The organism is Qipengyuania sp. GPGPB31 (assembly GCF_038396345.1).
Classification (GTDB): Bacteria; Pseudomonadota; Alphaproteobacteria; order Sphingomonadales; family Sphingomonadaceae; genus Qipengyuania; species Qipengyuania citrea.
In genome coordinates this window covers 2,219,544-2,240,699 of record NZ_CP149572.1, presented here as the reverse complement: position 1 = coordinate 2,240,699, position 21,156 = coordinate 2,219,544, and the positions used below count along the sequence as shown (strand labels likewise).

At 61.3% G+C, this 21,156-nt stretch carries 15 protein-coding genes; 5 read left to right on the top strand and 10 right to left on the bottom strand.

What is annotated here, in order from left to right; genetic code table 11:
- Window positions 1-76: 76 nt before the first annotated feature.
- Genes purH through rpe form a run of 3 tightly spaced genes read right to left on the bottom strand, consistent with a single transcriptional unit; the run spans window position 77 to window position 4,188 of the window.
- Window positions 77-1,663 (bottom strand): bifunctional phosphoribosylaminoimidazolecarboxamide formyltransferase/IMP cyclohydrolase, encoded by a 1,587-nt coding sequence (gene purH / locus WKH79_RS11315; RefSeq protein WP_341858922.1) that lies wholly within the window; start codon window positions 1,661-1,663, stop codon window positions 77-79.
- A 6-nt stretch (window positions 1,664-1,669) separates the two neighbouring features.
- Complete coding sequence (locus WKH79_RS11310; RefSeq protein WP_230832184.1) at window positions 1,670-3,529, bottom strand: heparinase II/III family protein; 1,860 nt, start codon at window positions 3,527-3,529, stop codon at window positions 1,670-1,672.
- Window positions 3,526-4,188 carry a ribulose-phosphate 3-epimerase gene (rpe, locus tag WKH79_RS11305; protein WP_050601556.1) on the bottom strand — a complete coding sequence of 221 codons (663 nt, stop codon included), beginning with the start codon at window positions 4,186-4,188 and terminating at the stop codon, window positions 3,526-3,528. The genes WKH79_RS11310 and rpe overlap by 4 nt, the downstream gene beginning before the upstream one ends.
- 241 nt (window positions 4,189-4,429) lie before the next feature.
- Here rpe and WKH79_RS11300 point away from each other — a divergent pair, with 241 nt between their 5' ends.
- Complete coding sequence (locus WKH79_RS11300) at window positions 4,430-4,927, top strand: DUF2141 domain-containing protein (protein ID WP_160766192.1); 498 nt, start codon at window positions 4,430-4,432, stop codon at window positions 4,925-4,927.
- On the opposite strand, the gene WKH79_RS11295 is transcribed toward WKH79_RS11300, so the two are convergent.
- The 3 genes from WKH79_RS11295 to rhuM all read right to left on the bottom strand — a co-directional run bounded on the left by WKH79_RS11295 (window position 4,918) and on the right by rhuM (window position 7,975).
- Window positions 4,918-5,814, bottom strand: coding sequence for a hypothetical protein (locus WKH79_RS11295; protein ID WP_063506928.1), 897 nt, complete (start codon window positions 5,812-5,814; stop codon window positions 4,918-4,920). The two genes, WKH79_RS11300 and WKH79_RS11295, sit on opposite strands and share 10 nt — an antisense overlap.
- The gene (locus WKH79_RS11290) at window positions 5,811-6,848 is read right to left on the bottom strand and encodes a diacylglycerol kinase family protein (protein ID WP_341858921.1); all 1,038 of its coding nucleotides are present in this window, start codon (window positions 6,846-6,848) and stop codon (window positions 5,811-5,813) included. The genes WKH79_RS11295 and WKH79_RS11290 overlap by 4 nt, the downstream gene beginning before the upstream one ends.
- Window positions 6,849-7,396: 548 nt before the next feature.
- Window positions 7,397-7,975, bottom strand: coding sequence for a RhuM family protein (gene rhuM, locus WKH79_RS11285; RefSeq protein ID WP_341858920.1), 579 nt, complete (start codon window positions 7,973-7,975; stop codon window positions 7,397-7,399).
- A 20-nt stretch (window positions 7,976-7,995) separates the two neighbouring features.
- Between rhuM and WKH79_RS11280 the strand changes: the two genes are divergently transcribed.
- Window positions 7,996-8,754: a hypothetical protein gene (locus tag WKH79_RS11280; RefSeq protein ID WP_341858919.1), complete on the top strand. Its 759-nt coding sequence runs from the start codon at window positions 7,996-7,998 to the stop codon at window positions 8,752-8,754.
- Window positions 8,755-8,828: 74 nt separating this feature from the next.
- Here WKH79_RS11280 and WKH79_RS11275 read toward each other — a convergent pair whose 3' ends face one another.
- From WKH79_RS11275 to chrA, 3 genes are all read right to left on the bottom strand, one after another.
- Entirely contained in the window at window positions 8,829-13,502 is a 4,674-nt protein-coding gene (locus WKH79_RS11275) for a DUF3320 domain-containing protein (protein ID WP_341858918.1), read from the bottom strand.
- Window positions 13,503-13,967: 465 nt separating this feature from the next.
- A complete protein-coding gene (locus WKH79_RS11270) occupies window positions 13,968-14,885 on the bottom strand; it encodes a DUF1259 domain-containing protein (protein ID WP_341858917.1) in 918 nt (305 codons plus the stop codon).
- Window positions 14,886-14,937: 52 nt separating this feature from the next.
- Window positions 14,938-16,332, bottom strand: coding sequence for a chromate efflux transporter (gene chrA / locus WKH79_RS11265; protein ID WP_341858916.1), 1,395 nt, complete (start codon window positions 16,330-16,332; stop codon window positions 14,938-14,940).
- 848 nt (window positions 16,333-17,180) lie between these two features.
- On the opposite strand from chrA, the gene WKH79_RS11260 reads away from it, so the two are divergent.
- The 3 genes from WKH79_RS11260 to WKH79_RS11250 all read left to right on the top strand — a co-directional run bounded on the left by WKH79_RS11260 (window position 17,181) and on the right by WKH79_RS11250 (window position 20,150).
- Complete coding sequence (locus tag WKH79_RS11260) at window positions 17,181-17,456, top strand: hypothetical protein (protein ID WP_341858915.1); 276 nt, start codon at window positions 17,181-17,183, stop codon at window positions 17,454-17,456.
- Complete coding sequence (locus WKH79_RS11255) at window positions 17,419-19,062, top strand: AAA family ATPase (RefSeq protein ID WP_341858914.1); 1,644 nt, start codon at window positions 17,419-17,421, stop codon at window positions 19,060-19,062. The genes WKH79_RS11260 and WKH79_RS11255 overlap by 38 nt, the downstream gene beginning before the upstream one ends.
- Window positions 19,063-19,496: 434 nt before the next feature.
- A complete protein-coding gene (locus tag WKH79_RS11250; RefSeq protein ID WP_341858913.1) occupies window positions 19,497-20,150 on the top strand; it encodes an MT-A70 family methyltransferase in 654 nt (217 codons plus the stop codon).
- A 191-nt stretch (window positions 20,151-20,341) separates the two neighbouring features.
- Here WKH79_RS11250 and WKH79_RS11245 read toward each other — a convergent pair whose 3' ends face one another.
- A complete protein-coding gene (locus tag WKH79_RS11245; protein ID WP_251567114.1) occupies window positions 20,342-21,043 on the bottom strand; it encodes a BglII/BstYI family type II restriction endonuclease in 702 nt (233 codons plus the stop codon).
- Window positions 21,044-21,156 lie beyond the last annotated feature (113 nt).

Here is a 21,156-nt window from a genome sequence, read left to right as displayed (position 1 = left end):
CTACACCCACCGGACTTGCAACCGCCTTAATGGCCCCGTCGTCGGGCGTTCAGCTTCGTTCGTCGATCGTCTGCGCTCAGTGGCGGAAGTGGCGCATGCCCGTGAAGACCATGGCAAGCCCCTGTTCGTCGGCGGCCGCGATGACCTCTTCGTCGCGGATCGAACCCCCGGGCTGGATGATCGCGCTCGCACCTGCCTCGGCTGCGGCGAGCAAGCCGTCGGCGAAGGGGAAGAACGCATCCGATGCGACCGCGCTGCCAACCGTGCGGCTCTGGTCCCAACCGTATTTCTCCGCTGCCTCGGCTGCCTTCATCGCGGCGATGCGCGAGGAATCGCGGCGGTTCATCTGTCCCGCGCCGATACCCGCAGTCGCGCCGTCCTTCGCATAGACGATGGCGTTCGACTTGACGTGACGCGCCACGGTCCAGGCAAACAGGCAGTCCTTGAGCTCCTGTTCGGTCGGGGCCCGCTGGGTGACGACCTTGAGATCCGCTTCGCTGATCGTGCCGTTGTCACGCGTCTGCACCAGCAGGCCGCCGGTGATCGGCTTGACCGCCAGCCCTTCGCGCCGCGGGTCGGGCAGGTCGCCGGTCACCAGCAGGCGCAGGTTCTTCTTTCTGGCGAATGCCGCGCGCGCGGCTTCGCTGACCGCCGGGGCGATGACGACCTCGGTAAAGATTTCGCAGATGGCTGCGGCGGTTTCACCGTCGAGTTCGGTGTTCACCGCGACGATGCCGCCGAAAGCCGACACGCTATCGCAGGCAAGCGCGTGGTTCCACGCCTCGAGCAAGGTCGCAGCTTGAGCCACGCCGCAGGGATTGGCGTGCTTGACGATCACCACTGCGGGATCGCCGCCGGCAAATTCGGCGCACAGTTCCAGCGCAGCATCGGCATCGTTGTAATTGTTGTAGCTCAGTTCCTTGCCCTGCAGCTGCTCGGCCTGCGCGATGCCCCGGGCATGCGGCCCCACGGGCGTGTAGAGCGCCGCCTGCTGATGCGGGTTTTCGCCATAGCGCAGCTCGACGGGCGCCTTGCCGTTGATGGCCAGAAACTGCGGAAAACGCTGCTGTTGGTCGGCGAAGGCGAACCACTGGCTAATCATCGAATCATAGGCAGCGGTGGCGGCGAAGGCCTTGGCTGCGCACTGGCGGCGGAAATCGAGCGAGGTCGCGCCCGATGCCTCGAGCTCGCCCAGCAGCGCGGGATAGTCGGCGGGATCGGTGACGATGGTGACGAACTGGTGGTTCTTCGCCGCGCTGCGGACCATGCTCGGCCCGCCGATATCGATATTCTCGATGATCTCGTCACGCCCTGCGCCCTTCGCCACGGTCGCCTCGAACGGATAGAGGTTGACCACCACCAAGTCGATCGCGCCGATGGCGTGCGCTTCCATCGCCGCAGCGTGTTCGGGATTGTCGCGCACGGCGAGCAGGCCGCCATGGACCATCGGGTGGAGCGTCTTCACGCGCCCGTCCATCATCTCGGGAAAACCCGTCAGATCGGACACGTCGCGCACGTCGAGCCCCGCTTCGCGCAGCGCCCTGGCGGTGCCGCCGGTCGAAACCAGTTCGACGCCCCTCGCGGCCAGCGCTTCGCCCAACTCCACCAAGCCGCTCTTGTCGGACACCGAGAGCAGTGCCCGCTTGATCGCCACGTCAGCCACGTAAAATCACCCCATGCGTTTGAGCAGCCAGGGGAACCGTCCCCCGCTGCGCGATGTCAGCCCTTCGACGACCAGCTGTTTGGTGGCGCGCGGGCGGCCCTGCCCGTCGACCCACAGACTGTCCTCGATCGCGATATGCGCCTCGCCGCTATCGCCTCCGAGACGGAATTGCCAGTAGCTTCCATCGGGCAGCGCGAGCCCCGCGCCGCGCCGGTCGTCGGCCAGTCCGGCTTCGATCCCCGGACCGAGGTGGAAACGGATTGCAAAGGATATCTTGCCGCGCTTGCCCTGCCGGCCCGAAGGTTCGAGCACGTCCTCGCCGGACAGCCCGCTGCCGTCCGCGCCAAGCAGGAGGGTGCGGCGGTGGATGAGGCCATAGCGTGCCGCGTAGCCATTGTGCGACGCTTCCAGCCGCGCCGTGTCGCGGCCCTTCTGCTTCACCGTGGTGCGAGCAATATCGACTTCCTCGACACCCTTGCCGATCTGCCCCTTGATCAGGACGGCAGTGGAATTGGCATCGTCGAGCACCAGCGTCGAATGGGCCGCGGTGCCGCGCAGGCCCTGCTCGATCCGCACGGGCACCTGCCCGCCAGCCAGTTCCCCACCGCCGCAATTCACCACCACGCGCTGCTCTGCGTAGGACAGCTCGAATGCCAGCGTCGAGGCGCAGCCATAGCGCGAATGGCGCGAACGCGGCGGGGGCGCGGCATCGAGCACCAGCGTGGCCTTGCCGGCATCGACGCGCTGGTATCCCCAGTGCTTGGAATCCTTCCCCGGCCGCGCGCGGATGCCGCTTGCTGCGACGAGCGCATCGACCCGTGCCGCCGAAGTGGCACCGGCGCCCTGCCAGCTGCCCAGCCCCCGGTCGCCCATCCGCAGCGCGAGCAGGGGCGGCACGAGCAGGCCGAGCATGGTTTCGAGCGCCGGCGGAGGATCGCGATCGACTGCCGCATAACAGGCGCGCAGGTCGATCAGCAGCGCGATCGCATCCATCTGCGCGAGCGGGCTGCGCGACAGGACGCCGCCATCTTCGGCCACCAGTTCGCCCAGCGCGCGCAGCAGGCCGGCTTCGCCGAACACGCGCCGCGGGCGACCGTCGGGCAGCAGCAGGCCGGCCGCCACGATGGCGCACCAGCCCGCGACGCGGCCCAATCGGTCTTCGGTATTGGCGACCTGTCGGTCGAGATAGCGGGCAGTGGCTTCCATCGCTGCCAGCGTGCGGGCACGCAGCCCCGCATCGCCGCCGAGCAGGAGCGGCGCATTGACCAGCCAGCCCAGCAGCCGCAGCCCGGCGTGTTCGACAGTCCACGCGGGACCGCGGGCCGGCACCGGATTGGCCTTCAGCCACCGCGCCAGCAGCTTTTCACCGATCCCGGCGCATTCCTCGCGCGGGGCACAGGCCCCGAGATCGCGCAGCCAGGTGAACCCCTGGACCGCGCGCTGGACCGGCGGGGTCAAGGGTGCGTTGCTGGCGAAGTCCACCTTGTCGACGGGAACCTTGAGCCCGTGAACGACGAACTGGCCCGCCCGCAGCGCCATGCCCGCCCCGCGCTCTCCGCGCAACGGGCTGGACACCGTGGCCAGCAGGCGCGGAGCGGCAGGCTTGCGCAAAGGGGCGGCGAGCACCGAACCGGGCACACCCATGCGGTAGGCCAGCCGCAGAACCGCATCCACCGGCCCGGTGCGCGGCGCTTCGAATTCGGCCAGCACCAGCGCGCGCGCCGGTTCGAGCGGGACCGCTTCGGGCAATTCCTCCGGTTCGGTCTCGACCAGCGGTTCGTGCACTTCGCCGAGCGGCAATGCGGGTGCGGCGCTTTCATCGGGCGCGGCGCCTCCCTTCAGGAGAGTGCGCGCCCCGGCGTTCACGCCTGGCCCTTCAGCGCGGCGATATTGGCGGCATAGCGCTCCGGCCCGCCCTTGAAGGTCGCCGAACCGGCCACCAGCACATCGGCGCCGGCATCGACGCACAGCCGCGCGGTCTCGGCGTTGACCCCGCCATCGACTTCGAGATGGATGGGCTTGCCCAGTTTGTCGATCCGCTCACGGATCGCCTCGACCTTGCGCAATTGCGAATGAATGAAGCTCTGCCCGCCGAAGCCGGGATTGACGCTCATCACCAGCACCAGATCGACATCCTCGAGGATGTAGTCCAGCGCCTCGACCGGCGTGCCGGGATTGAGCACGACCCCTGCCTTCTTGCCCAGATTGCCGATCGCCTGCAGCGTGCGGTGGATATGCGGTCCGCCCTCGGGATGGACTGTGATGATATCCGCGCCGGCTTCGGCGAAGGCTTCGAGATAGGGATCGATCGGCGCGATCATCAGGTGCACGTCGAACGGCTTGTCGGTATGCGGGCGCAGCGCCTTCACCACAGCGGGGCCGATGGTAATATTGGGGACGTAATGGCCGTCCATTACGTCGACATGGATCCAGTCCGCCCCGGCAGCGTCGATGGCGCGCACTTCCTCGCCCAGCGCAGCGAAGTCGGCAGACAGGATCGACGGGGAAATCAGCGGGGTGGTCATGGCGGGCGTGGGGCCTCGGGTCGCGGGATAGCCTGGGCCTGCCCTACGCGCGCGAAACGAGGGTTAACAAGCGACCCGTCCCGCCTTTTCCACATTGACCACGCGCTGGATGAGCGCCGAGGCAGGGAATTCAGGCCTAATTCAGCGCGATTTGATAAACCGCACGTCATATCGGAGAACAAACAGCCGATCGGGCGCATGCGCGCCGAACCCTTTCCAGTTGAAGACGGACCCTGATCCTATGAACCGCAATCTCGTCGCCACCGTCGGCATTGCCACGCTTGCCATCGCCGGGCTCGCAGCCCCGGCCCCGGCCGAAGCGCAATATCGCCAGAAAATCACCAACGATGCCGCCAAATGCGCAGCAGGCGCAGGCCCCGCGGTCCGCGTCACCGTGACCGACATCAAGGAAAGCAAGGGCACGATCCGTATCCAGAACTATCGCGGGACGAAGGAAGACTGGCTCGAGAAGGGCAAGTGGATCTACCGCATGGAAGCGCCCGCCAAGGCGGGATCGATGACCTTCTGCATGCCCGTGCCCAAACCGGGGACCTATGCCATCGCGGTGCGCCACGATGTGAACGGCAATGGCGATACCGATATCTTCGCCGACGGCGGGGCGATGTCGAACAATCCCAGCATCAACATCTGGAACCTCGGCAAGCCGAGCTACACCAAGACCCGGTTCGATGTCGGAACGGGTGTCGAAACTATGTCGATCCGCATGCGCTACCGCTGAGCGCGGCGCTTGCGCCACAGTTCGAACAGCGCACCGGGCGCTGCGAGCAACGGATGCCGCGCGCGAAACGGCGTGACTTCGAGCGTTATGCCGGTGTGGCGCTGGAGCTTCCACGCGGCGTAATCGGCAGCGCCATCGAAGGTCGTGGTGGCCTTGGCCAGCCGCAGCAGGTTGAGCGGCTTGCCCAGCCGTGCGCGGCGGCGCCACCACTGCAGTACGCGCGCGCGTTCCGCCGCCGGCAGGTCGGGCTCGTACAGGCCATCATGGCATGCAAACGTGATCCCGCCCGCCTCCCAGGCAAGCGGCAGCAGGCCATCAAAATGCGCCGCGTTCACCTCGAGGATGGCGTTCTCGCGCCCCGGCTTCTCCACCCGGAATTCGGCCTGGTAGGTCGCACGGAACAGCGCCCGCCAGAAATCTTCCGCAGTGCCGCGTGATGGACCGACCGCCGCCGCCAGCTGCGCTGCGGTTATGGCTGCTGCACCGAGCGCTGCCAGCACCTGGCTACGCGCCTCGTCATGGGCGGACCACACCAGCGCCGACGGCTGCACGAACCGCGCCCAGATCGTCGTATCGCGCGATCCGCCGTTCGCGGCCTGCGCGAACTGCTGGAGCGACAGCGTGGCGATCTTGGCCCTGAGCCGCACCCCTGCATGATCCCATTCACGGTAGCTGACGCGCGGCCAGATCGCCTCGCGCTGGTCGCCGGGCAGGAGCACATAGAAATCGAGCACGCCGTCAAGCGATCCGGTACGCAGGTTCGACCCGTAGAACAGGACCGCCTGCGCACCCGCCTCCTCGCCGAGCCGGCGGGCGTAGGCCGCGACCGCAGCGTCGACCGGCCGCTCGAGGGCAGCTGCGATGCGATTGGCGAGGGTCTCGCTCACGTGCTGACGAAGGTGAGTTCCGGGCCCTGTTCGACGCGGTAGCGCCCGGGCGGAAAGGCTTCCCCGTCGAGGATGACGGGTTCGGCGACATCGACAGCCAGCCCTTCGGCATCGAGCTGGTGCAATCCTGCGCGGGACAGCCATTTCGGCCGCCACCCCATCAGCACCGCGGGCAATATCGCCAGCACCGAGCGGCGCGGACGATCGAGTACGGCCAGCTTGAAGCCGGGCCGTTCGGGCCCGTAAAGCTGGATGCCCATCGGCATGCGCTTGAGCGTCGAGACCAGCAACACGTGGCGCCGCGCGGGATCGCCCGAGGCGGAGCGCGGCACCGGCTCGCCCGAGGGCAGGAAATTTAGTTGCATTGGCGTCCCTCTCCGCCACTTGTTGCGGTCGGTCCCGAACAGGGCCTGCAGAATTCCCCATGCGCTGGTCGCCCCCACGGCAAGGCTGTTGAAGAAGCCCAGCGAATGCGCGTCCTGGCCGGCCTCGATACCCAGCGTGAACGCGCCCGCGCCGAAGATGAACCCGAGCATGGTCGGATCGTCATGGCCTTCGCGGCTCACGGCCAACGGGCGGCGGACCAGCCGCCGCCCGGAACCATAGGCCTCGATCGCCCCTTCGAGCGACCAGTCGGCCGGGGCGCCGAGGTCGACGTTGAGCGCATTGGTCTTGCCCTTGGGCAGCACGGCAATCGCCGGCCAGCGGTCGGCAAACACCGCCTGTCCCATGGTCAGCACGTCGCGCACCGTGCCATCGCCGCCGTTGATGATCAGGAAATCGATCCCGTCCCGTGCGAACCCCGCCAGCGCATGCGCGATCTCCTCGCGCGTGCGCGGCTGCGCGACCATGACGGTGTCGGCGCCGGCGCAGGCCAGGTCCTGCCCCTGGTTGCGGTGGCTGCGCGGATTGTAGATGATGCCGATGCGCGGCTCGCGCGTCTGCGGCGCACGGTAGACCGACCGGCGCTGGGGCGCTGCCGGGGGAGTGCTGCGCATGGGCAGGCTGTCGAAATTGTAGATTTGCCGGTCCATCAACCTTGTGCCTTAATCCGCCCCGCGGGCGCATACCTAGGGCATTTTCGTCATATTGTAATGGCGGGGCACAGGTTTCTTGGCTTGAGGATATCTGTCAGTAGCGGTTCCGCAGCCCACCATCGGCGGCGCGTGTCTACCCTCACCATGTCAGATGCTTGGGGGTGCTCGGATACCATAGTCATGTTCCCATGAGCTTCGAAACCGGCGGGCTCCAGGCGAGTGCCGAGATCATGGATCGGTTGCAATAGACTGAGTATGATGCAGCGCAGCTGCGAGTTGAGATGCACCGAAGCTTTGTGTGCAGGAAGCCTGCAAGAGCCGCCGATTGCCGTTCCTTCCGACATCGCAATGTCGCAACGGCCATTCGTTTCGTGATACTTCCCAAGCTGACGCGTGGTGCACCCGACAGGATTCGAACCTGTGGCCTCTGCCTTCGGAGGGCAGCGCCTAATTTCGAAAATGGCGGAAAACTGCGGTTTCTTCTTTTCTGATACGCGGAACAATACAAGAATACAACGTGAATATCGGCTAATTTCACCGGAGTTTCACCGGAGGACTGGAGCATCGAAAAGCTCCGGTCCGAGATTCTCCAAAGCCTTCTTACGCGTCCTCCAGTCGGGCATTTTTTCAGTAAGGTGAGCGATGAAGGCCGGTCCATGATCGCCATATCCAACGTGCGCGAGCTCGTGAGCGACGACGTAATCGATCAGCGGTGGCGAGACCTGCACGAGTGATCGATTGAGAATCAACGTATGGGTCACCTCTGCTGCGGTGTGCCCGTGCGCCGCCCAGTGCATCTTGTTCTGCACCGTCTGAAAGAAGGTCTGGCTGGTCTCCGCCTTCGGGTCGTAATCCACGCTGAGCGCGTAGATATCGAGCACCTTGCGGTAGAACACCTTCTCGGACGAACGGATGTCGCGAATGCGAGCGAGCAGCTCCGGGGGCGTCGATCCGCGCGCACGCTCGCCGAGCTGCCGACGAGGTGCAGGTCCTTTGGTTGACCTACCTTGCGGCCGGCTGCCGCGAGAACGACCGGACCTCGCTGGGCTCAGCCTACCAAGCCTGGCGGGCGATCGAGAACGCTCGCCCGCTCGTGTTCTGACGAACCGTGATTGTGCCGACATACAAGGAAAGGAAAAGGCAGATGGCGAAGCAAAGCTACATCGCGCTCGATTGCGAATTTCACTGGGATCAGGAACTGCACAAGGCCCATCTTGCAATGGATCGCAAATCGAAACGCAGAGCGGTTGCGGTCAAGAAGGTCATGGCAGCAGCTGCGTTCCAATTTTCGATCGACGAAGAAGGCCGGGTTTGCACTGGCGAAGTAGCCAGCTGGAACGAATACGATTGGGGTGATGAAGAGGCGGTAGTCACCCAGCTTTTCGACTTTCTGCGCGCGCGCGAGGACAAGCCAATCGTCACGTTCGGAGGGTTGGCGACGGATATCCCAGTGCTGCTTCTCGCGGGCTTGGCGCATGGTATTCGTCTACCGCCTCAGATGATCGATCAGCCAGGCAGGCGTGGGCCACGGCCACACCTCGATTTGGGGTTGATGTTGAAGGGTGGCGGTAGAACCTGGAGCCACCTGTCGCAGGTGCTGCTCCGGATGGGTGTGCCGTTCGACCTAGTAGCGGCAAAGCCGGGCGTGCAGCGACCCGTCAGCGCGGGCGCATGGCAGAACCTGCGGGATCACGTCGAGCTCGACTGTCTGCTGCTGTCTATTGCCAAGCTGGGCTGGTTGGTCGCGCAAGGCAAAGCGTGCCTGAGGCTTGAGCCCGCCATCATCGCATTGATCGAAGGGTTCCTCCGTCGGCGCCCAGACCATTCGTTAAGCAACGAGTTGCGGACCTATTCTAATCGGTTGCAACAGGAGCTTGCCAGAGGGTTCGACCTCGCAGCCTGAACCACGCCTCAGAATGCGCCGGACCGACGGAAACCAAGCACCGTCGGTCCGGCTCTTCAAGTATCATCCCACATTTAAGACTTCAGCCCTTGTGCTATTCGGGCTCGGAGGTCAGATCCCACCCGCTTAAATCCAAGTAGTCTCGCGGTAGCACGAATAAGATCATCAGCTTCAGCGCCCGCATTGTCCGTCAGCGCGATTTTCAAGGCTGCACGGATTTCAAGCAGCGAGATCGACTCTGCTTTGAGAGTGGCGCCGGCTTCATCCGTCCGGTCTCGCACAGTCGTCTCATCACGCTGCGCCTGCGTAAAATAGAAGCCATCATCGTAGAGTATCGAACCGCTGCTTTTGAGAGTCTTTAGCGCATCGAGCGCTACAGACTGGATGCGCCTGCCTGCACGTTCGCGACCGTAACAAGACGATATTCTACGAGCTGTCTCTTCTGCAGAAATCGGCCCCTCGAATTCTACAACCTTCAATGCCAATTCGCGCAATTCATAAGGATGAGCCTCATGCGGTTCACAGTTCGATGCAATGGGGAAGTATGCCCGCTCATACCTAGGCATTTGTCGTTCTTCCACTTCGGGAAGTGGCGCGACAGGTTCTTCATGAGTCGGGGTCGGCGCAGCTTCGGGCTTCTCGATAGTCTTCGGAGGTGAACCGTTCTCTTGGTCTCGCTTGGCGCTTTCCAATGCTTTGCGGAGGCGCTTGATTTCACGTTCGCGATTATAAAACCAATCGGTGCTCCATATCCTATGGAAGCGCCATCCCAGATGCTCCAGCACGCTTTGACGGAGGCGATCGCGCTCGCGTGCCCACAGCGCCGAATGGTATGTGGCTCCGTCGCACTCAACCGCCAGCAAATAACTCCCCGGTCTGTCAGGGTGGCGGATGCCCAAGTCAATCTTGAAGCCTGCTGATCCTACCTGTGGATCTGCAAGGAAACCGAAGGACCGTATGGTGTCCGCGACATCCTCCTCAAAGGGGGTGTCGGCTTCCTCGCCAGTTGGCATATGCTCGACAAGCTGGCGGTGCTTCGCAAATTCGAGGAAACGTTTGAGAACGCGCGGCCCTTCACGTGAAGCGCGACTTACATCAAGTTCGCCCGGGTCGAAGGAAGCTAAGATTTCACACCTGAGCCTAGCCCGCGTGAAAAGCACATTGAGACGACGTTCGCCGCCTTCGGAGTTGACCGGCCCGAAGCTCGCGCCAATCATTCTCCCGCCAGGCTCGGTCGGGCCATAACCGACACTGATGAAAATCACGTCGCGCTCGTCGCCCTGAACGTTCTCGATATTCTTGACGAAAACATCCTCAGCACCGCCTTCCCTCAGAAAATCGTCAAGAATGGCGTCCTTGCGACGAGCAAGCTCAAGGAGTTCGGTGATAGTGTTCTTTTGCGTTGCAGAGAACGTAACTATTCCCAATGACTGGTCCGGCATCGTTCGCGCGTGATTTGCAACGGCCTCCACCAGGGCTTCGCCCTCCAGCCGATTATCGCGACGACCACCCTTGTCATATGCGCCTGGGACTTGGGTGAAAACGAGGCCGTAAGCTGGGTCTTTCTCCAATGGCGAAGGTGGGAGGATCAAGCGGTCCGCATAAAATTCGCGGTTTGACACGCGAATGAGCGAAGGATCCCGCGATCGATAGTGCCATTCGAGCAGGCGGGCACCGAGGCCCCGCGCCTCGCACAGGGTCAGGATGCTTTCCAGCTCCGCCAGCTGGGCGGCGCCACCAAGCAAATCCTCGTCTTCGAGCTGTTCATCGTCGTCTTCATCTTGGCTGGCACTGGTGAGTCGGTCGAAGAAGGAGGTCGGTGGGAGCTGTTTTTGATCGCCAACAACGACGATCTGGCCAGCGCGGGCGATCGCACCAAGCGCATCCTCGGGGCGCACCTGACTGGCTTCGTCGATCAGCAACAGATCGAAAGAAAGCATCCCTGGTGTCAGATATTGCGCCACCGAGATGGGGCTCATCAACAGCACCGGTTTAATGCGCTGGATGGCATTTGGCGCTTCCGAAAACAGGCGACGAAGCGCTTTGTGGCCACGTTTCTTCCCCATCTCGCCGCGCAGCACCTTCATTTCTCCCAACGCACCGCGCGGGAGCTGGCCGAGATGGTTGGCGACAATATGCGTTACGTTGTCCCGCAGATGCTGCTTTTCGAGTTTGGTAAAGTCTGCAACGAGGGCGTTGCGATCGACGCTGCTGAGCTCCCGCAACGCCGGTTCGGCGCTTAGTGCACGTTCCCAAATCGCTTCCGCCCTTGCAAATTTGAGTTCAACGACCGCTGCATCGGCAGCGCATTCACCGGACTCCATGCGATCGGCGAGAGTGCCCGCACCAGCGGCGTCTACCTTTGCGCGAGCGTCGATAAGAGCAGCCCACTCTGGATACCGTTCTATTGCCGCTGACATCTGCGCGAGAGCGCCGGCAATTTCGGCTAGTTGCGCATCATCCCATCCTTCTTCGAAGCGGTCATCAGCTATCCCGAGTCGATCGCGAACAAGCGCGACTGATGTCCGTGCCGGGCCCGCCAACTGTCTGATCTTATCGGCCCAGTTTTCGGGCTGCCCAGCTAAAGCAGTGGAGACGAGGAATTCGGGTTCGGCATCAAGATCGGCATTGGCTGACAACACTCGCGCGGCCCATGCCTCGACAGCCTCGATGCCCTCCCAATCGGTCCGCTCGCCGCGCCAATTTTCGCCAAGCGTAGTTCGACAAAATTCCTCCTCTTGGCCCCATTCGTTGCGCAGGCGGGAGACTTGCAACAGGCTATCCACCAGCTCCACACGCTCATCGGCGGATTTCGGCAACTGATCAGTTAGCAAACCCGCAAGTTCACGCGATGCATTGCGGTAGGCACTACCCCAGCGAGCGAAGAATGATGTTGTCCCTGCGATAAGCGGGGCACGAAGGTGCGCCACATCAACCGTGAAGGCGTGATCGATAAAGTAAGCACTGGCCGCATCGCGTTCTTCGCGCCACCGGCGACCAGATGCGAGGGCTTGAGACAGGCGGTCCATATCGCGGCATTGCAGAAGCTCTTTGGCAAGATTGCCTTCGCCCTCGTTCAAACCGGAAAGCGCACGCAGTAGTTCTTCGACCGGCGCGACCAGGTCGAACCAGCCGCCTTCCGCCAAGCCGAGTGAATCCAAAGCGACATTCAGGACTTTATCAAGGGCCGTTACCGCTTCCCGTGCCTCATCCAGCATCGGTCGCAATCTTGCCTGATCGACCGGCTGCAGCTGCGTCACGGTTACTGACCGAAACGGATGCTTGGCGGGATCACCAGCCTCTTTCAACGCGGCGCCATAAAGCTTGAGTGCATCCACCGCCTTGTTTTCGGCAGCTCGATCCATTTCAGCTAAGTCATCTGCAGCGAAGGTCGGCGGAGGCGCTTTCAAGCCCATGAAGCGCGCTTGGCGACTCAGCATCCCGAACGCCGTTTCGTCTGTATCGCCGATAGGCGAATGGAGAGCCTGGGTAATGGCGTTGAGCTTGTCTCGGCTATGCTGCAGCGCTTCAGGCCGTTCTGGAATTGCAGGCACGGCGGCACCAGCGTTAAGGGTGCGCTTCAGCTCCTCAAGAACCTGGCGCTTGTTCGCGCTACGGGAATGCAGCTCAAGGCAGATATCTGCCAAACCCACTTTCACCAATCGGTCGTGCACGACCTCCAGTGCGGCCATCTTCTCGGCCACGAACAAGACGGTTTTGCCCTCCTGCGCGGCAGCCGCGATGATGTTGGCAATGGTCTGACTTTTCCCCGTGCCCGGCGGCCCCTGCACGACAAGGTTGCGACCAGACCGGGCCTCTTCGATTACCCGGGCCTGGCTCGCATCGGCATCGACTACGTGGAAGATTTTGTCCGGCGGCAAGACATCATCAAGCTTGTCCACTTCACCAAAAATTGCGTCATCGTCGCCCTCGAACCCTTCATAAAGAAGGCCTTTGACGAGCTCGTGGGTTTCCAGCGCGCTATCGGGCCATACATCGATATCAAGGTCGCGATACATCAGCAGTTTCGAGAACGAGAAGAAGCCCAGTTGAATGGCATCACGGTCGATTTCCCAGCGATCGCGCTCTTCGACAATTTCCTCGACCTCGTCGAAGTATTGCGACGGCTGCCAGTCCTCGCCGACTTCAAGTTCGGGAAGAACCAACCCGAAATCGTCCTGCCATCGCTGCTGAAGCGGAAGGTTCGTAATGAGATCCTCACCGCGCATGCGGATGTCATATGTTGACGTGCGCTGGTTGCGGACAAGTTCCACTGGGAGCAGGACAAGGGGCGCTTCTCGTTGAACGTCGGATTTCTCGTCTTCAAACCAAGAGACGAAGCCGAGCGCCAGGTAGAGGATATTTACCCCTTGCTCCTCCTCGGCGGTGCGCGCATCCCGCGCGATCTTAAGTAGCTTCTTGGCAAGTGCATCCGGCCCTAGCGGGCTTTCCAGCAAGTTGTCGGTGTAGCGGTTATCGTCGAAGGTCTCCGCGTTAGCAGTATCCTCTGCGAGCAGGATCTCACCTTGCTCGTGCTTGTCCTTGCCAAGGGCGCGAAAGCGCATCGTTTTGCCATTCGCAAGGATCGCATAGACGTCATCTGAGCGTTCGTTGATGATGTTGACGACCGCGCCGCGGGTGTTGGCTCTGTTGACGTGCACCAGCCTGTTGCGCGTTCCAGTTTCCACGAGGCGACGTCGCGTTTCGTCAAAAAGCTTACGCACCTGCGGACTGGCTTCGATATTCAATCTGATTCTCCCCGGCCTGTGTCGCCAACCTATTGACTTATCGCACCGTGAAGCAAGCGGGGTCACTCATAACGATGAGCGAAATCTACGCGGCTGATGCAGGCACGAGTAATTCGAAGTCCAAGAAACTCTCTGGCGGGACAACACCGAAATATGTCCGCTTCCGGGTCGTTCAGGGCGATCCTCGAAGTCAGACATTGGGGTGGAAATCGGTCAATCGATGCCCGCGATTGGAACGACAGCTTCTGGGCCGCTTCGAGACAGTCTGGTTTTGGGAGCTTTCCTAACAAAACGGACAATCCGTTCGCAATTCAAATCAGGGCGCGTGCCACATCCACATCGCATTCAAAGGCAAGCCCGCAAGTTAGCGACATAACTTACGTTCCCTGCCATTTCGAAGACGATGCCTGTCGCAACGAGGTACAAGCGATCGCGGCCTTACCGAATTTATCGGAATGGTTGCGCCTATCCGGGTTCCGCCTGTGCGTTACGGGCAGCAGCAATCGCCGCTGCAAGCTCCTTCGCTGGACCCACTCCCCAGTAGTGGAGGAAGTAGAACATCGGTTCGCCCCCGATCATGTGATTATGAAGCGCAACTATGTGAATTCCCTTCTGGCGCAGGGCGCGAAGGACGGGCTGAACTTCGTCCTCGGTCATGATGAAGTCGCCATCGACGGCAGCAAGATCGTCAGTCCCCGAGAATGCCGCCCACGTCGTCAGCCCCATGGATCCTCCGATATCGATGCCGTGCATGCGGCCCTGACGGGCGAAGGTGTATTTCACAACGCCGTCGCCAATGCTGGGCTCGGCGCCTAGGGTATCGCTCAGAGGCGCGGCATTTATCGTTCCGTCAGCATCCGGTGTCATGCCGCCGAAGCTGCGCCGCGGTGTCGGGGAGGCGGCGCGCACTTCCTTGATGGCATCCCAGACCGCCTTCACGCCCGCTGCCATCCTGGCTGTTTCTCCGTGCCCGCCGATGTGCATGAAATACACGGGTGGATCGTCGAAAATGAAATGATTGTGTAGCGCGGTGACCGAAAGACCGTTCGCCAGGGCAGCATCCATTGCAGCAGTGATTTCGTCCTCGAACACGACCGTATCACCCATGACCATGACCCCGCCATCGACGGGTTTGAAGGCAGCCCATGAACCGAGACCCGCAGGCGGATCGAGGCGCATGCCGTCGACCATCACCTCGACGTCGTCGCGCGTCCAGCCAATGCGCGCCACCCCGTCCTCGGTCATGGTAACGGTTGCATGCGAAGCTTCGAAGACGAGCGCCTCGAGGTTACCCGAATTGTCCTGTGCATGCAGATGCGACGGCATCGCCGCTACCGATAAAGCCAGACTGCCAACAAGCATTGTTTTGTGGAAAGGTTTCATTTTCCGGTCTCCTTCGATGTGTTTTCAGGCGCTCTGGGCTGTTCCAGGAAAGTCAGGTGCCTGGCGTTGTTCCAGAAAAGTAGAGCGCCCCTATGAGGGCGCTTGCAAAAAGGACAGGCAACATCCCGATCTTGAAGCGCAGCATCGCAACCAACGCTGCGGCGGCAATGACAACCGACGCGAGGTCGATCGTCGCCAAATCCGGCACGAGCAGTCGCGCGCCGTAACCTTGAACCTCATTGAGCTGTGAGAAGGCAACGTGCAGCGCGAACCAGATAGCGAGGTTGAGGATCACGCCCACGACCGCCGCCGTGACGCCCGAAAGCGCCGCCGTCAGGAGCTTCACACCGCGTAATTTCTCGATGAACGGTGCGCCAAGGAAAATCCAGAGGAAGCAGGGCACGAATGTGACCCAAGTCACGATCACCGAGGCCGCAATACCCGAAGCTACCGGGCCCAACAAATCTCCTTCGCGGTATCCCCCCATGAATCCTACGAACTGGACAACCTGAATCAGTGGCCCCGGCGTGGTTTCCGCCATACCCAATCCATCGAGCATCTCCCCCGGGGCCAGCCAACCATGCGTTTGCACTGCTTCCTGCGCCATATAGGCCAGAACCGCATATGCGCCGCCGAATGTGACGACCGCCAGCTTCGAGAAAAAGATCGCCAATTGCGTGAACACGTGATCGGGGCCGACGAGAAGGATCAGCGCGATTATGGGCGCCGCCCACATGCTGCCCCAGATCATTGCCGTGCGAACGGCTCCGCGCCACGTCGGCCGAACCGTCGCCATTCCCCCAGCATGAAGCACGGCTTCCGTCTTGCCCTCCCCGTCCTCGGATGTCTCGCGGGTGCGGATGACGAGGAAGCGCGCAGGATCGAAATGGCCGCCGAGAAATCCGATCAGCGCGGCAGCGACGATGATCAGCGGAAAGGGGATATCGAAAACGAATATGGCCGCAAACGCAGACGCGGCGATCAGATACATTGGCCACGTCTTCAGCGCCTTCCTTCCGATGCGAACCAGGGCTTCGATGACCACTGCAAGGACTGCGGCCTTTATGCCGAAGAAAATCGCCTGGACGAAACTGGCTTCCTGGAAGCTGGCATAGAGCACGCTGAGTGCTAGAATGCTGAGAAAGCCGGGAAGAATGAACAAACATCCCGCGACAAGGCCGCCGCGCACGCCGTGGAGCAGCCAACCGATATAGGTTGCAAGCTGCATAGCCTCCGGACCTGGCAGGAGCATGCAGTAATTGAGTGCATGCAAAAATCGGTTCTCGCCAATCCAGCGCTTCTCATCGACCAGAATGCGATGCATCACGGCAATCTGGCCAGCCGGTCCGCCGAAGCTCAGGGCAGCGACCCGCGCCCAGACACGCACAGCCTCTGAGAAGGGTATCGGACCTTGATCTACGGAGACTTGTTTACCGGGAGAATTCATCAACGCGTCCTTCGCACACAGCCCATCGGGCCGGACTTGGGCGCATTGCCTTACCGGGCGCCGGAATAAATGCCCGAAGCCAAACTGTTAGATCATCGATTTGGTGCTGTCAAAAGCCTTACGCGAACAGTCTACCTTGCACTTGGAGAATGTCGGCTTTCGATATCGGCATCTGTATCTTCGATTTCCGAATCGAGGGCACGAAGCCGCCCCCAAGCTACTACCTAATCCAATGGCAGGTATCAGGGTCGCGACGAGAACGATGAAATGTCCAATATGGGGGCGCGAAGCGGACATCTAACCGGCCTGCATACGAGTTAAAGGCTAACCGATCGATCGTTTATCGTCGCTGCCCATTTCCTCACACTTAACAGTCAATTTTTCAGCATCCTCAAAACGAAGCAGCCGGGCGAGCGCGTGCGAGGTCAACGCCAGTCGATCATCTATCGAGCCCTCGACCCGTCTAGCGAGCTTACGGGATGCGTGCATGCCGCGCTCAAACCTAGATAAAGTGCTGGCATCCACCCCGGCTGCTCGCGCAGCAGTTTCCAGCGATACGCCCCGTTCCTTACGGAGCAATCTCAATCCGACACCGGGATGTTCCGTGCCCGTCGTCAGTCTGTTGAGGTCATCGTCCTTCCATCCAGGTGCTAAATCCGAAATCTGAACTCCTAGCGCCGTCGCCAAGCGGCGAAGCGCAGGTTCGCTGGGGCGTTGTCTTCCCTGCTCATGCCTAGCCAGCGTCTTGCACGCGATCCCTGCTTCGGACGCTAGTTCTTGGCGGGTCAGACGCTTCGATTGGCGAATTGCCTTCAAACGCTTGGCGACCTCGGTGTCGAGGTCGTTGCGTGAAAATCGAGGAGGTCCTTCGGCTGGCATGGGTCGAGTTTGCAAAAACAGATTCCGTCCAATCCTACAAGTTCAATCAGCCGATTTGGCGACTGAATTTGCAGGAGCGAAGCGTGGAGCAGTCTTTGGGTGAGATCGCCCGGAAACGCGATGCCCGCGAACGGCGCGCGCATTTTTCCGCACTTGGACTGGCCATCCTCAACCGACGGAAATATAGCATCTCTAAGGGGATGGATGATGGCGAACCGTTCGAAGTTGCTGAAACTCGCTATTAAAAATGTAGGTTGCATTGGTACGGAGGGTGTAGAGGTTGCGCTAGATGATGTTGTTTGCCTCGTCGGTAAAAATAACGCCGGCAAATCGACCATTCTTCGAGCTTACGAGCTCGCGCAAAGTCCAAACAAGTTTGATGTTGGCCGTGATCGTTGCCGTTGGGCACCTGATGGTGAACCGTCGGTAGTGGAGCTTGACGTTCACATCCCGGAGGGCATTGCTAATGTTGCCGAAGAATGGAAGGTGGTTGAGGGTGATCTCCGTATTCTGAAGAGCCGGTGGGAGTGGCAAGCGGACGGATCGGGCGCGCGCAAGACATGGAGCCCTACGGAGAGCGGCTGGTCAGCAGATGCTAAGGCCGGTGGTGCCGACAATGTCTTCAAGTCACGGCTTCCTCGACCGCTACGAATTGGCTCCCTGGAGGATGCGGATAAGACCGAAGAGCTGCTGTTGACTCTAGCCCTCTCCCCCTTCGTGGCGGAGATGAAGGTGCATCAAGGTGATCCTGAGTCCGATCTCTCGAAGTCGGTCGTCACGTTGATGGGAGTCGTCGATGAGTTGAGTAAGACACACGAGGAGCGCTTCGACGGCATCGCGGCGAAGGTGCACGACGGGTTCAAGGGAGTGTTCCCAAGCCTTGGTGTCCGGCTGGACGTGGCAATGGCGGCGCCATCTATAAGCCTCGAGAAGCTAATGAAGGAGGGCTCCGGCATCCGTGTGCAGGATGGTGAGGTTGAGACCTCCCTTGCCCAGCAAGGCACAGGGGCGCGGAGAGCACTCTTTTGGTCAATGCTTCAGGTGCATAATCAACTCACCCGACAACTCGAAGTGCGGTCGGGGCTTGAGAAGGAGGCCAAGGGCAAAAAGGGCGAAGTCCTCGAAGCCGCTTTAGCCAAAATCGCCGCATTCGATGCGGGTGAGAAGCTGCCCGAGGCGGAGGACGATCCTGCGTTCCCTGGCTATCTCTTGCTTATCGACGAGCCAGAGAATGCGCTCCATCCGATGGCTGCCCGAGCGGCTCAACGACATCTCTACCAGCTCGCCACTGACCCGGACTGGCAGGTAATGATGACCACTCACTCGCCGTACTTCGTCAACCCGCTCGAAAATCACACCACCATTGTCCGACTCGAGCGCAAGGGTGGAGACCAATCCCCGCTTGAGCGTAAGACATACCGCACGGAAGAGGTGACGTTCGACGAAGGAATGAAGAAGAACCTCCAAGCATTGCAGCAAATGAACGTGGGCTTTTCTGAGGTGTTCTTTGGGTCCTACCCCATCCTCGTTGAGGGCGACACAGAGCACGCTGCATTCATTGCTGCGGTGGTCGAAACCAACCACGAACTCGCGGACCGAGCGGCCGTAATTCGGGCTCGCGGCAAGGGTATCCTTCCGGGACTCATTCGGATGCTCCGACACTTCCAAATCCCGTTCGGCATCGTTCATGATATAGATTGGCCTTACACGTCCAAGGGGGGCGCCAGCGCTATGTGGACGATCAATCAGAGCATCTATGACGAAATCGAGCAGTGCCGGTCAGACGGTGTAACCGTCCGCCATCGTTGCAGCGTGCCGGACTTCGAGCGAGCTCTCGGGGGGAGGAGCTAGGCAAAGATAAGCCGCTCGAGGCCTATCTCCGCATCAAGGCGGACCCCGATCTGGCAGGGCGGGCTCTGGCGATGATGCTTGACCTCTGCGACAGTGACGAACACCTCCCCTTTGGGCATGGCCCGGGGGACGGTGCTTACATCGACCAAGTTCACGCGCAACTTGGTGAGTGGTGCAACGCCAATGGATACAATGACGATATTCGTTTCAAGGGTGCCGCTTAAACCGCTGAGGGCTCGTGTCGTTCGCTCGATTGGCCACCGGGGACGGTACAGCCCGTTGTGCGCCCCTTTCGCTCTCGACATTGGAGGCAAGGCCGTGCCACCATAGCGGACGGCTGCCCGGAGCCGGGGCTTAGGTTTTTCCGCCCAAGGCAGCGAATATTGGGCAAAAAGATCTTTTCAAAGATCTAATTTTTTCCTAGTGTGTTCGGCATGAACATTGCCCAGACCCAACCGCTCCGCCCCGAACTTGAACCCGCGCCCCTGCCCCGAGTGGTTGGCGGCTTCTCTACCGTGCTGGCCGATCCCCCTTGGCGCTTCTCCAACCGCACAGGGAAGGTAGCGCCGGAGCATCGGCGGCTCGATCGCTATTCGACCATGTCGCTTGAGTCGATCAAGGACCTTCCGGTCAGCGATGTAGCGGCGAAGAACGCGCACCTCTATCTCTGGGTGCCGAATGCTCTGCTGCCGGACGGGCTCGATGTTATGTCAGCGTGGGGCTTTCGGTATGTCTCGAATATTATCTGGGCTAAGCGCCGGAAGGACGGCGGCCCGGATGGTCGTGGGGTGGGCTTCTACTTCCGCAATGTGACTGAAATCCTCCTCTTCGGGGTCAAGGGCTCGATGCGGACGCTCGCGCCCGGTCGCTCGCAGGTCAACATGATCGAGACGAGGAAGAGAGAGCATTCGCGCAAACCGGACGAGCAGTACGACTTGATCGAGAGCTGTTCGCCCGGGCCGTACCTCGAGCTCTTCGCCCGGCACCCCCGGCCGCAGTGGACGCTGTGGGGGGACAGAATCAGCAGAGGGCCAAGTACCGCGCGGGAAGGTCCACAAGGGGTATGCGGGTGGCGAAATCCTCCCTGAGCTTCGCGCCAATGAGCACCTCCAACCGGATGTTGCCTTGGCGCTTGGTGCCGAGCTCAAGAGCCGTTACGAGGCAGGAAACAGCGTTCGCCAGATCGCAGACGAGACCGGGTACTCGATCCAGCGGGTGCGTTCATTGCTTGCCAGTGCGGAAACGTCGATGCGCCCAAGGGGCAGACGGGGGAGCTAAGTCAGACGTAGGGCTGCCCGTTCCACGTGCTCTCGTTCGCCGCGACTATCAGGACGGGGCATGACCCCATCACGCCCCGGCGCATGCGCATCTCGGCCTTGTCCAACGCCGTCACGGTGGATGTGGTTAGGTCGATAGGCAGCCTAGCGACCCGCTCCTCCTGGGGCAGGGTAGCCTGATAGTCGCCCCAAAGTCGACGGGCGAGAGCTAGCAGGGAGAGTCGGTCCTTCGTGATGATGACGCCTGCGGAAATGATGCCAGCATCGAACCACGAGCGGTAGGAGGCGAGGTCGCGGTCGAGGTTGCCGTCCTTCGCGTTCCACTCCACGTCCAGCACGATACGGTTCTTAAAGTTGTCCACGAGGTAGCCCTCTTGCCGGATGACGGGGAGTTCGCCCACGGAATTGCCGTCCTTGTCGAACAACAGGCCGCGTGTCTCTAGGTCGAGCCGGGTCTCAGACCAGCCGCGCTTTCCGAATTCATCATCAATCTGCTCGGCAATGTCGCCCCGATTGCCACCGGCCTTCAACCAATACTTCGGGTCCAATCGGTAGGTCGAGAGCACCTCGACAATGTCCCTCCACTCGTCCGGGCAGACCGCCTTCATCACTGCGGCAGCGGAATTGCTCTCCATGTAGGCCCAGTGATCGCGGGAGGCGGCCGGAAGAATGGCCGGATCATCATAGGTGAAGGTCTCGTACATGCCCCACCAATGCTGCAATAATCGTCCAGTATCAATGCCGTATCCCCGGACGCTTCCTCCCTTCTCTTCCACACCGCGCCATCTCCCTGTATCAAGGCACCTCGGAAAACAGG